A 14,735-nucleotide genomic window follows, 5' to 3' on the forward strand; every position below is an offset into this window, starting at 1 on the left:
CGAAGGAGTAAACTCGGCCAGCGTCTCGGATGGCAGTCATGAGAGCGTATATCTGGGTCCGTTCTGTGTACCGACCCCTGCTAGAGAAGTCTTCAAGCTTGGCCTCTTGGCCTGCCGCTTGGGTGCTAAGCGCGATGAGCGCTGCGCTGAGGTAGAATTTCATAACCACACCTTTCGGCATGGCTTGGGAACCGCGCAGTCAAAGTATCTCGAACGCTACCATGGTGCAATAGCCGCCCCAATATTGGCAACGTTAGCCTATGGCCGATCGGCGTCGAGATCATCAAGTTCGTCAAAGGCACCATCGAGCGAACGCTGTCGGCGTGGCAGCGTTGCCTGCAACTCGTTCACATCAACCGAGCGCTTCGCAAGCAGGAAACGGCCCCATTGCTCTCTGATCTCGAAGAAGCGCACTGGGCGGTCGCGCTTTTCGAGCGTCTGGATCACCGCGTACATCACCGTCGGCGGGCAACGCATACCAAATACGATTTCCTCAAGTTCCAAAGGAGAATTCTGCTCGCCACGCGGCCCAATCAGACGCCACTCGCGCTCAGCGGATCACGTTACCGGCGAAGACTGCTTTCTGGCGAAAATGGTGGCTTGCGACGTGCAAGCACTTGAAACTGTGGTTGATCGCTTCGTGCCATTCGCATCGACCGATACAGCCATCATCCAATCCTCAACCGTCGTCCGGCGGCTTCCCAAATTATAGGCATTTGCTTCGGACGACGGCCTGATTCTGCGCTAGAAATCAGCGCTTCCGGATGGCCGTCACTTCCCCGGCGCTGCCGGTCACGGTCAGGTCGAAATCCACCTTGTCGCCGATTGCTAAGCCCTTTAGCAAATCGGGCTTTGCCGAAAAGCCCATTTTCATGGCGGGCCAACCGACAGAGGAGATCGCTTCGTGATCGAGCGTGATTTTCCCGGCGGCTGCGTCGATTGCAGTGACGGTTCCGGTGCCTTTGCCCATCTTCGCGTCAGCGGGCATCGTCATACCGCCCATTGAATCGCCAGATGCCTCCGCTTTGGGCACCTCGGTTTTCTTTTCGCAGGCTGCCAGACCCAGCGGTAAGATAATCATCGCGGCCATCAAAGCTGTCTTCTTCATTTCACGTCTCCTTAGGTTGAACTTGGTTGTGCCGCCGCATCAGCAGATAGGCGGCGGGAATGATGAGCATCGAGAGCAAGGGCGCAGTGAGCATCCCGCCGATCATGGGTGCAGCAATCCGGCTCATCACTTCAGAGCCGGTGCCGGTGCCGATCAGGATTGGAAATAACCCCGCGAGAATCACCGCGACCGTCATCGCCTTGGGGCGGACGCGCAGCAGCGCGCCTTCGCGGACGGCGGCTTCGACATCTTCGGGTTCGTGTTCCGCCAGCGCATGTTTGAGGTAGATCAGCATGACGACGCCAAATTCAGCGGCAACCCCCGCAAGCGCGATAAATCCAACGCCGGTTGCGACCGACTGGTTGTAACCGAGCAGGTAGAGCAGCCACACCCCACCAGTCAGCGCGAACGGCAGTGTCGCCATGATGAGCGCGGCTTCGTCCCAGCGTCGGAACGTCGCATAGAGCAGCGCGAAGATTATCAGCAGCGTGGCAGGCACGACGATTTTCAACCGCTGCGTCGCGCGTTCGAGGAACTCGAACTGGCCGGTGTAAGCCACGCTGATGCCGGGCGGCAGTTTGACCTTTTCAGCAACGGCGCGTTGCAGATCGCCAACGATTTCGGTCAGGGCGCGTCCCCGGCCATCGACATAGACCCATGTGGCAGGGCGGCCATTCTCGCTACGCAGCATCGGCGGGCCATTGGCGATGCGGACATCGGCGACCGTTCCCAGCGTAATTTGCGCGCGCGAAGGGGTCAGCACCGGCAGGTTGACAAGTTCATCCAGACTGTCGCGGATTTCTCGGGGGTAGCGGACGTTGATCGGATAGCGCGCCAGCCCTTCAACCGTTTGACCGATGGCCTCACCCCCAATCGCGCCTGACACCACGGCCTGCACATCATCGACATTCATGCCGTAGCGCGCGGCGGCGGCCCGGTTGATACTGACGTCGATATAGCGCCCACCCGTCAGCCGTTCGGCGAGCGCGGAGCTGATTCCGGGAACGGTCTTTGCCACGCCCTCGATTTCGCGCGCCACGCGGTCGATCTCGTCGAGATTCGCGCCCGATACCTTCACCCCGATCGGGCTTTTGATTCCCGTCGCCAGCATGTCGATGCGGTTGCGGATCGGCGGAATCCAGAAATTGGCGAGGCCGGGGACTTTGACTGTGCGATCAAGTTCTTCGATCAGCTTGTCCTGGGTCATTCCGCTGCGCCATTCGCTCTTTGGCTTGAACCGGATAGTGGTCTCGAACATTTCGAGCGGAGCCGGGTCGGTCGCGGTATCGGCGCGGCCCGCCTTGCCGAACACGCTTTCGACCTCTGGCACGGTCTTAATGAGGCGGTCGGTTTGCTGGAGCAGCATCGACGCCTTGGCCGTGGAAATTCCCGGCAGGGCCGAGGGCATGTAGAGCAAATCGCCTTCGTTCATCTGCGGCATGAACTCGCCGCCGCTCTGGCTGATCGGCCACAGGCTCGATGCGAAGACCAGCCCGGCGATGAGCAAGGCTTGCTTGGGCTTGGCCAACACCCAATCGAGCGCGGGACGGTAGATGCGGGTAAGGAAACGATTGATCGGGTTGCTGCCTTCGGCGGGGATTTTTCCCCGGATCAGCCAGCCCATTAGCACCGGCACCAGGGTAATCGACAGCAGCGCGGCGGCGGCCATCGCATAAGTCTTGGTGAAAGCGAGCGGTGCGAACAGCCGCCCTTCCTGCCCTTGCAGCGAAAAGATCGGGATGAACGAAAAAGTGATGATGAGCAGGCTGAGGAACAGCGCCGGGCCGACCTCTGCGGCAGCATCGGTTATGACCCGCCAACGCACTTCGCCTTTCAGTTCCAGATCGGGGTTATCGTGCGCCCAGCGTTCGAGATGCTTGTGGGCATTCTCGATCATCACCACCGCCGCATCGACCATCGCACCGATGGCGATGGCGATGCCGCCCAATGAGAGGATATTGGCGTTAAGGCCCTGAACGCGCATGACGATGAAGGCGATCAGGATACCGAGCGGCAGCGTCAGGATCGCGACCAACGCCGAGCGTGCGTGCCAGAGGAACAATCCGCAGACGAGGGCTACAATCGCAAATTCTTCGAGCAGCTTGGAGGTGAGGTTTTCGACCGCACGGTCGATCAGGCCCGAACGGTCATAGGCCGTCACAATCTCGACACCCCTGGGTAGCCCCGCTTTCAGTTCGGCCAGCTTGGTGCGGACGCCTTCGATCACCTCGCGGGCATTCTTGCCCTGCCGCATGACGATGACACCGCCTGCGACTTCGCCCTGACCGTTGAGTTCGGCAATGCCGCGCCGCATATCGGGGCCAATTTGAACGGTAGCTACATCGCCCACGGTGACGGGAACGCCGCCCGCTGCACTCCGCACCGGAACCGCGCGAAAGTCATCGAGCGTTTTCAGATAGCCGGTGGCGCGCACGACATATTCTGCTTCGGCCATTTCGACGACCGCACCGCCGGTTTCCTGATTGGCCCGCTTGAGGGCGTCCGAGACGTCGCCTGCCGTCACGCCGTAAGAGGCGAGCTTCTGCGGATCGACCACGACCTGATACTGTTTGACCATGCCGCCGATGCTGGCGACTTCGGCCACGCCGGGGACGGATTTGAGTTCGTAGCGCAGGAACCAATCCTGAATGCTGCGGAGCTGCGCCAGATCGTGCCGCCCGGTCTTGTCCACCAGCGCATATTCGTAAATCCAGCCGACGCCAGTTGCATCGGGGCCGAGTGAAGCAGTGGCACCCGCTGGCAGACGGCCTTGAACCTGACTGAGATATTCCAGCACCCGGCTGCGCGCCCAATAAAGATCGGTGCCATCGTCGAACAGCACATAGACGAAACTGTCGCCCACGAACGAATAGCCGCGCACGACGCGCGCGCCGGGAACGGACAGCATCGTCGTCGTTAGCGGGTAAGTGACCTGGTTCTCGACAATCTGCGGTGCTTGGCCCGGATAGGTCGTGCGGATGATGACCTGCACATCGGAGAGATCGGGCAAGGCATCCACCGGAGTCGTGCGGATTGCGCCGATGCCGATGATGGTCAGCACCAGCGCCGCGACCACGACCAGCCCGCGCGCCTTGACCGACCAGCGAATGATGGCTTCGATCATTTGCCACCGCCGAGTGAACGGACGGCAATGCCGGTCAGGCTGGCTTCGGAATCGAGCAGGAATTGCCCCGATGCGACGACTTTTTCCCCGGCAGACAAGCCTTCCAGTATCTCGGTCTGCCCGCCGCCTTCGCGGCCCGCGCGCACTTCTGCGGGATGATAGCGGCCATCACCCATTGCCAGCATCACAATCGTCCGCGTGCCTGTGCGGATCACCGCTTCGCTGGGGACCAGCAACGCCGCGCGGGTATCGCCGCCAAGTGCAACTTGGGCAAACATGCCGGGGCGCAACCGACCACCACGATTGGCCAATTCGATCCGCACGGTGAGGGTGCGGCTATCGGCTTGCGCGGTTGGCAGGATAGCAATGATCCGTCCGCCAAATGTCTCGCCCGGAAAAGCGGTGAGCGTTGCGCTCGCACTTTGCCCGATCCGCACCGCGCCAGCCTGTGCTTCAGGAACAGCGGCGTTGAGCCAGACCGTGCCAAGCCCTGTTACCTGCGCGAGCGTTTGCCCCATCGCCAGCGTCACACCAGCGCGCGCATCGAGAGTCTGGATGGCGCCTGAAATCGGCGAAGTGATGGTAATCGTGCCGTTGGTCTTGCCGCTTCGCTCGACACTCGCAATCAGGCCGTTGGACATGCCCATCAGCCGCAGCCGCTGACGTGCGGCGGCGGTCAGGTCTGGTCGCCCCAGACGCTTGACGCTCAAAAACTCGGTCTGCGCGCCGCCCCATTCGGGGAGCTGGACGTCAGCAATTGGCGCACCGGCACGCACGACATCGCCGGGAGCGCGCGCATAGACGCGGCTTACGAACCCGCCCGAACGGGTCTGAATGATCGCCACGTCGCGCTGGTTGAAATCGACGCTGCCGGTGACGTTGAGCGTCGCAGCCAAGTTGCCCATTTTGGCCTCGACCACCCGGATGCCCAGATTCTGCATTGCGGACGGGTCGATGCTGACTCCTGCCACAGCGCCGGATGCGCCGCCGCCACCATCGGCATATTTGGGTTCAAGCTGCATATCCATGAACGGCGATTTGCCGGGCTTGTCGAATTTCTGCTGCGGAAACATCGGGTCGTAATAATAGAGGACTTTGCGGCCATCGGCGCTTGTAGCGGTTGCGGGTGCTTTATCCCCACCGCTTTGCCCGAGATAATATCCGCCGCCGCCTGCAATCATTGTCGCAGCCAATATTCCGGCACGCCAGCGAGCCGCATTCTGTGTTGCATCCGTCATGGCTGCCCTCCTGAATAAATCATGTTGATACGGACGGCATCGCGCGCGACCTCGGCTTCGCGGTCGAGCAAATCGACTTCGGCTTCTGCAACACTGAGCGTCGCCAGCAACGCAGTGCCAAGATCGACCGTGCCGGCGCCGTAGCTGTCAAAATCGAGTTTCGCCCGCCGCCGTGCCAGCGGCACCAAATTCTCGCGCGCATTTTCGAGCCTTGCCTGGTGCATCGTATGTTCGGCCAGGTCGCTTTCCAGAGCGGCGAGAACTTCGCGCTCGCCTGCCATGCGCTCCAACCGCGCGCGTTCGGCCTCGCTCGCGCGCGCCTCAATTTTGGGGTTCTGGCGCTTGCCTCCGAATAATGGCAGGTCAATCGAGACGCCGACCGAGACGAGATCGCCAAAACGCGGTTCGCGCCGTCCGTAGGAAGCGGTCACCTTCCAGTCGGGTTGCTTGTCGGCACGGGCAAGCCGGGTTTCGGCATCCATCGCCGCCGTTTGCGCATCGAGCGCCCTCAGGCTGGGAAGACTGCCGACGTTCGCCAGTAATTGCGCCCGGTTTATTGCGAACTCTGGCGGGTTGCCTGCAACCGAGACGTCGGGATCGCCGGTAAAGCGCGCCAGTCTTGCGCGGGCTTTTGCAATCTCAGCCATCAGGGCGCTGCGGCGGTCGCTCACTTGCGCCTGCAACTGTTCAGGCTCGAATGCCTGCGAAGGCCGCGCGCTGCCAGATGCCAACCGTGCTGTCACGGTTGCCTGAAGACTGCCCAAGCTTTCATCGAGTAGCTTCAATTGCGCCAGACGCCGCTCGCCATAATAGAGATCAATCCATGCGAGCGCGGTTTCGAGCATGACATTGCGCGCCTCAACTTCAACTTCGGCTTCCGCGATGCCAATGTCAGCGCCTGCCCGCGCGGCGCGAGCGTGACGTTTGGCGGGATTGATAAATTGCTGGCTGACGCCAATCGTTGTCATCGTAAAATTATCGCGGTTGAAGCTACCCGCATCCGGCCCGGTCACCGGAAAGTCGCGGATACCAAGATCGAGCGTTGGGTCAGGCAGCCGGTCGGCCGCTATCGCCGCCGATTGCGCGGCTTGCACACCGGCAGCACGCCCTTTCAGACTCGGCGCGGCGCTCTTTGCGCGTTCAAGCGCCGCGTCAAATGTCAGCGGCTCGGCGGCAAGCTGCGCAGGCAGCACGAGCAAAGCCATTAAAGTGATCAAGTATTTCATGCACCCCCCCAAACGGAACGATAACAAGGTCGTCCCCGACCAGCGCTTCGCGCCAGCCAGGGACATCCATTGTCAGCCTTTGGCGTGGCCCGGCATGTCCATGCACGCAGCCTTCGTCGCCTCGTCGTGCATCATCGCACAATCGCAATTAGCGACGGTGGAAGCGTCCTTGACCCACACGCGGACGCGCGAAGGCAGATTGGCCTTGTTGGGGCCGTAAACCGGACGGTTTTGCCATTCATAATGGCCGCCCGATCGTTCGGCTGCCGACGCAGCAGATACAGAGGTGAACGCTGCAAGCGTCGCAGCAAGTGTCAGTAAAATTTTCATGTTGAATATCCTTGGTTGAATCAATTTTGCGCGCACGACAGCATCAAAGCCGCCGAACGCCGGTTGGTTCAGCCAAGGATCGAGGGAGGGTCGGGTATCGGGGCTATGTTGCGCCCGCTCAGAACTGGACTTGTTGCCCATGTATAAGAAAAAGAGCCGCTAATTGCGGGCGCGACGGTAATTGGAACCACGCCAAGTGCCGCCAAGGACGCACAGCCCACCATAGCGAAGCAGCCGGCCTTCATATCCTTGCAAGGCGGCGTGTTATTGTGGGATTGCTTCATCGCATCCATGCAATCGGCCATGCCTGCCATTGGCGATGTTGCTGCACTTTGTTCGTGCTGCATATCCGCACAAGGCGGCGACGCATAAGCCACGCCCTGCCACAAGAGGCCGAATATGGCCCCCAGCAGCAGAAAATGGCGAAACAGCGTTTTCATCAGAAACCTAATTTGAACTTGGAAGCGTCAAAGGTCAATTCGCTGAGCAACTGTCTTTCGTTACGGCCTTTAATCATACAGCCGTCGCGCGGCCATCACGACCCTGAAAAATGGCTCTCTGCGGCCCTTTGCTCCCTCACGCGCCGACATTGACCGTGAATGGCACAATTATCTCGCGGCCATTCGCCATGATCTGAACGAAAATCTTCATAACGCCGCTGTTTTTGGGTTCCATATGAAAGCCGACAACAGGCCCGCTACGCTCGCTGTCAGATTTAGGCTCGGTGCCTTGCGGGTGGACGTGTTCGATTGAACTCCAGTCGCGCGAAAACGCGACGACATGACCGAATGCTCCCATGATCGGTTGAAGCTGCGTGAAAGGCTTGCCGGATTTCGCCTCGACAATCGCAACACTACCCATCACGCCTTGACCCGCCTTTACCGGGCCAGCAAACGAGAGTGCGAATTTGAGCCCGCCCATTTCTGCGGTTGCAACCGGCTTTGGGTCAGGCGCAGGCGCTTTTTCTGACCCGGCAGCCATGTCGGAAAACACGTATTCCTGATCACCGTCCGCCCGCGTTGTATCAGTCCATACACGGTATGTCCGACCAAATTTCGGCGTGAAGCTGAACGTCCAATCACCAGCCTTGGGACCAGCCACCGGATGGATATGCTGGTAGTCGGTCAGGCTTTCGTCAATGATGAGCAAATGCAGCTTCTTGGTGTGGGCCAGTGCCAGTTGATCGGGGCCTATCGGTGCCCCGGTCTTGATGTCGGTCAACGTCAGCGTCACCGATTGCGGCTCACCCGGCGTGAAAGTGCCAGCAGGAGTCAATGCTACCTTGAGCGTTGCGGCACCGTGATGATGGCTGGCTCCTCCCATTTCCATTCCGGCATGTTCATCACCGCCAGCGCCTTCCTTGGCGGCAATTGCGGCGTGATCGGCGTCGGTATGACCATCCTCATGCTTCTTTTCGCCACAACCGCTGAGTGCGAGGACAGAGACTGCGATCAGGAACAATGTCTTTTTCATGGAGAAATATCCTTTGTGCTGGGCTTAATAGGCTTGCAAATTGCCCGATTGACGGGCTTCGGCGATGATGTTTTCGAGCGGAGCGCGGCCAAACAAGCGAAACAGGATCGGCGTAATCAGGGCATCCAGCAGTGTCGCCGACAGCAACCCGCCAAAGATCGTCACCGCAACCGGATGAAGGATTTCCTTACCCGGTTCGTCCGCGCCGATCAGCAGCGGCGTGAGCGCGAGACCCGCCGCAAGCGCCGTCATCAACACCGGCGTCAGCCGTTCCAGCGTGCCGCGCACGATCATCGCATCGCCCCATGTTTCGCCTTCGTGGAGAACGAGGTTTATATAGTGGCTGACCTTCAAAATGCCGTTGCGCGATGCGATCCCGGTGAGCGTGACAAATCCGATCATGCTGGCAACCGAGAGCGGCAACCCGGCAAGGCCAAGTGCAATCACCGACCCCACCAGCGCCATCGGGACGCCTGCCATGATAATGAGAGCCAATTTGACCGAGCGGTATCGCGTAAAGAGCAGTACGAAAATCATGCCGAACGACACGAGCGACAAACCGCCGATTGTCAAAGATGCTTCGCGCTGCGCCTCGAACTGCCCTTCGACGCGAACAAACCCGCCCGCAGGCAGCTTGAGTTTTGCAGTTTCTGCCTCGATGGCTGCGACGATGTTACCTAAATTCGCGCCCGGTGCCGCGTTCGCCGATATGACGATCCGGCGCTTGCCGCCTTCGCGCAGAATTTGATTGGGGCCGTCGGTCTCTACGATTTCCGCCAAATTGCGTAAAGGAACCGGGCCTTTAGGTGTTTCAATGAGCAGATCGGCCAACGCCGCCGTTGTGCGTGTTTCATCGGGCAACCGCAGCACAACATCATAGCGTTTTAGCCCGTCGATCACGCGGCTGACGATCTTGCCATTGGACAACGTCGCAATCGCATCGGACACCGCAGCCGGCGTGATGCCGTAGCTGCCCGCACGATCGTAATCTATCCGCAAATCAAGCTGCGGCACGCGGACCTGCTTTTCGATCCGCAAATCGACGATGCCGGGAATTGCGGATATCGCCGCGCGAAGCTGCTCGGCACTGCCGCGTGCGCCGTCCAGATCCTCAGCAAATATCTTGATAACGATTTGTGCTTGCACCCCCGAAAGCAGGTGATCGATCCGGTGACCAATCGGCGCACCGACCGATACCGAGCCGGGAAGCACAGCGAGCTTCCTCCGGATTGCCTCGGCAACCGCAGTCCGATCCTCAGCATCGGGCTTGAGCGCGACATCAATCTCGCTTGAATGAACGCCCTCGGCATGTTCATCGAGTTCGGCACGGCCTGTCCTGCGACTGACGCTCTCGACCTGTGGTATCTGAAGCAGGAGTTTTTCAGCAGTTGCCGCCAATTGGCTTGAGGCCTCAAGCGAGATGCCTGGCTCAAGCTGATAGCCAACGACAAAGCTCCCTTCGTTAAACGTCGGCAGGAAAGCACGCGGCAATAGCAGCGCGCCGCCAATCGCCAGCACACTGACAATCGCGGCGGTAACCAACACGCCCCGAACGCGTGCAAATCCCCATTCAAGCGCCTTTGCATTCACTCTCTTGAGGCGAGTAACGAGCCCGGATTCACTTGTCTCATGGAGCGCCGCAAACTTCGGCAGTAGGTAATAGCAAAGCACTGGCGTCAGCGTTACAGCAGTGACAAAGCTCGCGAGGATCGAAACGATATAGGCTTGCCCAAGCGGTGCAAACAGGCGGCCTTCGACGCCGCCAAGGAAAAACAATGGTAAGAATACAAGGATGATGATTGCAGTCGCATAGACGATGCCCGACCGCACCTCACCCGTCGCATGAGCGATGACTCCGATTGGTGATTTGGGCTCAGCCAGCGCAGAATTTTCGCGCAATCGCCGATATACATTCTCAACGTCAACCACCGCGTCATCGACCAATTCACCTATGGCAATGGCAAGTCCACCCAGCGTCATCGTGTTGATTGAAAGCCCGAATGCTTCAAAAATGATCGTCGTGATCAGGATCGATGTTGGCAGCGACATCAGTGATATGGCCGTCGTGCGGACGTTGAGCAGAAACAGAAACAATATGATTGCGACAACGACGGCGGCTTCAATCAAGACCCGCTGGAGCGTGCCAATCGACGTTTCAATAAAATTGGCTTGGCGAAATTGAACCTTATCAGCGCGAATGCCGTTTGGCAGTGTCGCGCTGATTTCCTTGAGCGCAGCCTCGACTTGCGTTGTCACAGCGACCGTATCAGCAGTTGGCTGTTTCTGCACCGCGATAACCACTGCTGGTGCGCCACCATAGCCAGCATCCCCCCGCCGGAAGCCTGCACCAAAATCGGCACTTGCGACCTGCGAAAGCCGCACTGGATTGCCCCCGCTTTCGCCAACGACGAGCGCGCGCAAATCGTCAATCCGCGTTGTCCGAGCAACACCCCGGATCAGATATTCCTTTTGAAACTGGTCGACAAACCCGCCACCGCTGTTGGTGCCAAATTCGCGAACCGCGCCGTCAATCTGATCAAGTGTGATGCCAAGCGCTGCCATCGCTGCCGGATCGGGCGAAACCCGGTATTGCCGAACTTCGCCGCCAATCGGGATCACCTGCGCAACGCCAGGAATTGTGAGCAAGCGTGGGCGCACTTGAAAGTCTGCAATTTCACGCGCTTCCATCGGGCTGGCTTTGCCGTAGGGTATCGCGACGAGCATGATCTCACCCATGATGGACGTGACCGGCCCCATTTGCGGCACTGTGTTCGGTGGAATTTGTTCGCGAACAAGGGTTAGCCGTTCGGCGACTTGCTGGCGCGCGCGGTAAACATCCTCATTCCAGCCGAACTCGACATAGACGACCGACAGCCCGATGCCAGATACCGAACGCACACGCTCAACACCGGGAACGCCACTCATTGAGGTTTCAATCGGGCGCGTTACGAGCGTTTCAACCTCGGGCGGGGCGAGCCCGGGAGACTCGGTCAGGATCGTAACGACCGGGCGATTGAGGTTGGGCAGAACATCCACCGGCAAGCGGCTTGCCGATAACAGGCCGAGCCCAACAAGCGCGATCGCCGCAAATAGGACGAGAATCCGGTTGCGCAGCGAAAAGGCGACGATGGCGTCAAACATGCCTAGCGCACCTGACCGAGTAGAGTTGCACCTATTGTTACCACGCGCTCTTCCGCTTTGACGCCCGTCAGTATCGCCACATTGTCAGCGTCCACTGGTGCGGTGGTCACATTGCGTAAAGCAAATGTTTCGGCCCGTGTCTTGACGAACACCGAGGTCAAGCCGTTGGCACCGCTGATCAAGGCAGCGCGGGGAACAATGACCCCGGCAACCGGCTCGCCCAGCGGCGCTGATAGGGTAACGCTTTCGCCGATACGCAGTCGCGGCGGAGCACCGACGATGCGGAACAGCCCTTGTGCCGCGCGGCCCCGGTCAGCAAGACCCGCGCCTTCAAACACCAGATCGAATGTCGCGCCGTCGCTCGTCTTGCCGACCGCACTTGCTCCTGTGGTTATAGGGCGGCGGTCGAACAGATTGGCTTCCACATAGAGGCGTGACGGATCGACAATCTCGAACAGCGTCGTTTGAGCAGCGACCACTTGGCCGACGCGGACCCCGCTTACCGAAATGACGCCGCTGATCGGCGCACGCAGCACTTCACGAGCCGATGTCGCTTGGCCAAGCCCTGCGCGCCGCGATTGCAGGCCGCGCAGGGTAATCGCAGCCTCTTCAATTTCACGGCGCGGAACCACACCTTCAAGTCGGCGAAGCCGTGCTGCACGGTTGGCCGCAAGTGCGATTTGTTGATCGAGATCGCCCAACTCACGCGATAAGGAGGCACGGTCTATCGCCTGTAAAGGTGGCTCAATGATCGCTAATATCTGTCCGGCGCGAACCGATTGCCCAATGACTGCAATCCCCGAAGCGCCCGCACTAACGCGGCCGCCCGTGGCACTTTGAACCAGCCCGCCGCGACGCGGATCAGTAATAATTTGGCCGGTTAAATTGGCAGACGGGGTGGTATAGCCATCCGCTGCTACGATTGTGCGCAGACCAATGATCCGCTGAACACCTTTGGGCGCAAACACGTCGCCACTTGGAAGCCGGGCCGCCGCATCGCCGCCGCCTGTGACCGTCGTGGCGGGTGTGGCCGCTGCGCTGTGATCCTCATCGCCGTGCGCCTGAATCGGGCGTGGTTGCAACAACAATAGCCCAAGCGCGACCACAGCAACCGCAGCGCCTGCCCTACGCGAGCGCCAAAAGATCAAGCCGCCGATGGCCAGAACAGCGATGCCTGCGGCAACCATCCAATATGCCCACCCACCGCTGGCGGTTGTCACTTGCGCATCGGGTATGATGAGTTCGGCGGACAGCGATTCGACCGCTCCCGCGCGTGTGATCAGGAAGGCCAATTGATGCGCGCCAGCGGTTTCAAGTTTGGCGTCGGACACAGTATATACGTCGCCCGCCGATTTCGCGGCTTGGCTTTTGCCATCAATTGTCACGTTCACATTGGCATTGGTGATCGGCGCATTATCGGCCCAGCCGTCGATCCAGATTGTCATGTCGTCGCCGTCAACCGCTGCGACAAGTTCAAGGGTCGCCGTGCGGGCCTCGATGCGGGGCTTCGCACCCGTCGGCGCGCTGGCGACGGCCGCAGCACCGTGATCCTCATCGCCGTGCGCGAATGATGTTGACGGCGTGGATAGGAAAACTGCTGCGGCAATGATCGCCATGAAAGATCGGAATATCATGGCAACACACCCATCGTTTGATTGACATCAGAAATTGCGGCGGACTTAGCGACCTCGGCTGCACCAAGCGCGCGCTCGGCATCGAACAGCGCCTGCCGCGCTCGCAGATATTCGATGTAGCCGATTTCGCCTTCGACCCGACCGCGCTGCGTCAACATCAGCGCCTCGCGCAGTGCCGCTTGCCGCGCCTCGGCATCACGGAGCGCGCGTTCGGCGACCGACAGGCGCACAAGCGCAGCGCGCTGGTCAGCTAATAACCGCGCGCGAAGTCGTGCAGCCTCTGCGCCTGCCGACAAGGCCTCTGCCCGCGCGCCGGCTGCATCAGCACCGGCACGCGAATCGCGGCCTAGCGGGACCGCGATACCCACAAGCAAAGCATCTTCATAAGAACCACGGGGATCGTTTCGCTGGCGGCGTACGCCTATACTACCCTCCACCCTTGGTCGCAGGCTGTAACGCGCATAACCGGCTTTCGCGTCGGCAGCCTTCGCTTTGGCTTCGGCAGCAAGGAGTGCGGGATGGCTTTCAATATCGGTGCCGGATGACAGGGCTTCATCGGCAAAGCTCGTAGGGGCAGTGCCGATAAGCGCCTCGACCGCCGCGGTCGTTTCCGCAAGATCGGTTTCGGCAGCCGAAAGCCTCGCCAATGCTACGCCAAGCTCTGCTTGTGATACCAAAAGATCGCGCCGTGCCTGCACACCGGCTTGAACCAGTCGCTCAACCTGATCGGTTTCAGTTCGTGCCGTTGCGACATGCTGTTGCTCTATATCAACCGCACGTCTTGCACCGGCGAGCCGCCAATATACGGTGCGAATGTCTCCTGCCAAGGCCAGTTGGGCAGCCGCTAGCCCGGCATTTGCCGCATCACCGCTCAGCGTCGCGGCATTAACACCAGCGCGCGCTTCCCCCGGCCATTTTATGGCGGCTGAAACGCTGGCTTCTTGCTCAATCGTCCCGCCAGAGCGGGTCAGGACATCGCCGCGCGCCACGGGTGGTCCAACAAACGGCCCGCTCGCGGCACGACTTTGGGCGTCAGCTTGAGCCTTCAAAGCCGGACTGGCCGCCGCTTCGGGTAGTTGCGCGGCTGCTCGTTCAAAGGCTTCATGCAGCGATATGACGGAAGCTGCGTCTTGCGCCTGGGATGGTGCGACCGACAGCAAAACTGCGCTAAGCGTCGCCACTGCGACGCCCAAATGGCGGCGAACCGACTTCTGGTTCATCGAACGGTTTTTCTGATCATACCGATAATACGCACGCAATTGGGACTACCCTCAAAACATGCGCATTTTTTAGGATGCGGGCACCTTCGGCTTTCCGATAATACGCACGCAATTGGGACTACCCTCAAAACATGCGCATTTTTCAGGATGCGGGCACCTTCGGCTTTTTGTCGGCAGACGACCAGTTGTGACGCACCATAATTGACGTCATGCCGGGTCCAAGCGGAGCCTTTAGCGCTTC

11 protein-coding genes are annotated in these 14,735 nt (G+C 59.9%); all 11 read right to left on the bottom strand.

Annotated elements, in window-relative coordinates; translation table 11 throughout:
* Positions 1-258: 258 nt before the first annotated feature.
* Entirely contained in the window at positions 259-504 is a 246-nt protein-coding gene (locus ACODRZ_RS25595; protein WP_488973054.1) for a hypothetical protein, read from the bottom strand.
* A 247-nt stretch (positions 505-751) separates the two neighbouring features.
* Positions 752-1,108, bottom strand: coding sequence for a copper-binding protein (locus ACODRZ_RS25600; protein WP_484718139.1), 357 nt, complete (start codon positions 1,106-1,108; stop codon positions 752-754).
* Position 1,109: 1 nt separating this feature from the next.
* On the bottom strand, positions 1,110-4,232 hold the full coding sequence (locus ACODRZ_RS25605; protein WP_484718140.1) for an efflux RND transporter permease subunit: 3,123 nt from the start codon (positions 4,230-4,232) through the stop codon (positions 1,110-1,112).
* Complete coding sequence (locus ACODRZ_RS25610) at positions 4,229-5,470, bottom strand: efflux RND transporter periplasmic adaptor subunit (RefSeq protein ID WP_488973055.1); 1,242 nt, start codon at positions 5,468-5,470, stop codon at positions 4,229-4,231. The genes ACODRZ_RS25605 and ACODRZ_RS25610 overlap by 4 nt, the downstream gene beginning before the upstream one ends.
* A complete protein-coding gene (locus ACODRZ_RS25615; RefSeq protein ID WP_484718142.1) occupies positions 5,467-6,696 on the bottom strand; it encodes a TolC family protein in 1,230 nt (409 codons plus the stop codon). The genes ACODRZ_RS25610 and ACODRZ_RS25615 overlap by 4 nt, the downstream gene beginning before the upstream one ends.
* A gap of 72 nt (positions 6,697-6,768) precedes the next feature.
* Positions 6,769-7,026, bottom strand: coding sequence for a hypothetical protein (locus tag ACODRZ_RS25620; protein WP_081095376.1), 258 nt, complete (start codon positions 7,024-7,026; stop codon positions 6,769-6,771).
* A 68-nt stretch (positions 7,027-7,094) separates the two neighbouring features.
* Positions 7,095-7,466, bottom strand: a complete 372-nt coding sequence (locus ACODRZ_RS25625; protein ID WP_155646347.1) for a hypothetical protein — start codon at positions 7,464-7,466, stop codon at positions 7,095-7,097.
* A 136-nt stretch (positions 7,467-7,602) separates the two neighbouring features.
* On the bottom strand, positions 7,603-8,499 hold the full coding sequence (locus ACODRZ_RS25630) for a DUF8832 domain-containing protein (protein ID WP_073977764.1): 897 nt from the start codon (positions 8,497-8,499) through the stop codon (positions 7,603-7,605).
* A gap of 24 nt (positions 8,500-8,523) precedes the next feature.
* Entirely contained in the window at positions 8,524-11,640 is a 3,117-nt protein-coding gene (locus ACODRZ_RS25635) for an efflux RND transporter permease subunit (RefSeq protein ID WP_484718143.1), read from the bottom strand.
* Between the two features lie 2 nt (positions 11,641-11,642).
* Entirely contained in the window at positions 11,643-13,274 is a 1,632-nt protein-coding gene (locus tag ACODRZ_RS25640; protein WP_073977762.1) for an efflux RND transporter periplasmic adaptor subunit, read from the bottom strand.
* The gene (locus ACODRZ_RS25645; protein ID WP_484718144.1) at positions 13,271-14,494 is read right to left on the bottom strand and encodes a TolC family protein; all 1,224 of its coding nucleotides are present in this window, start codon (positions 14,492-14,494) and stop codon (positions 13,271-13,273) included. Before ACODRZ_RS25645 ends, ACODRZ_RS25640 begins: the two co-directional genes overlap by 4 nt.
* Positions 14,495-14,735: the final 241 nt, after the last annotated feature.

Source organism: Novosphingobium sp. FG90 (genome assembly GCF_057808725.1).

Excerpts from the sequence above, each read along its gene's own strand:
- ACODRZ_RS25600 (WP_484718139.1), bottom strand. The coding sequence starts at position 1,108 with ATGAAGAAGACAGCTTTGATGGCCGCGATGATTATCTTACCGCTGGGT.
- ACODRZ_RS25605 (WP_484718140.1), bottom strand. The coding sequence starts at position 4,232 with ATGATCGAAGCCATCATTCGCTGGTCGGTCAAGGCGCGCGGGCTGGTC.
- ACODRZ_RS25610 (WP_488973055.1), bottom strand. The coding sequence starts at position 5,470 with ATGACGGATGCAACACAGAATGCGGCTCGCTGGCGTGCCGGAATATTG.
- ACODRZ_RS25615 (WP_484718142.1), bottom strand. The coding sequence starts at position 6,696 with ATGAAATACTTGATCACTTTAATGGCTTTGCTCGTGCTGCCTGCGCAG.
- ACODRZ_RS25620 (WP_081095376.1), bottom strand. The coding sequence starts at position 7,026 with ATGAAAATTTTACTGACACTTGCTGCGACGCTTGCAGCGTTCACCTCT.
- ACODRZ_RS25625 (WP_155646347.1), bottom strand. The coding sequence starts at position 7,466 with ATGAAAACGCTGTTTCGCCATTTTCTGCTGCTGGGGGCCATATTCGGC.
- ACODRZ_RS25630 (WP_073977764.1), bottom strand. The coding sequence starts at position 8,499 with ATGAAAAAGACATTGTTCCTGATCGCAGTCTCTGTCCTCGCACTCAGC.
- ACODRZ_RS25635 (WP_484718143.1), bottom strand. The coding sequence starts at position 11,640 with ATGTTTGACGCCATCGTCGCCTTTTCGCTGCGCAACCGGATTCTCGTC.
- ACODRZ_RS25640 (WP_073977762.1), bottom strand. The coding sequence starts at position 13,274 with ATGATATTCCGATCTTTCATGGCGATCATTGCCGCAGCAGTTTTCCTA.
- ACODRZ_RS25645 (WP_484718144.1), bottom strand. The coding sequence starts at position 14,494 with ATGAACCAGAAGTCGGTTCGCCGCCATTTGGGCGTCGCAGTGGCGACG.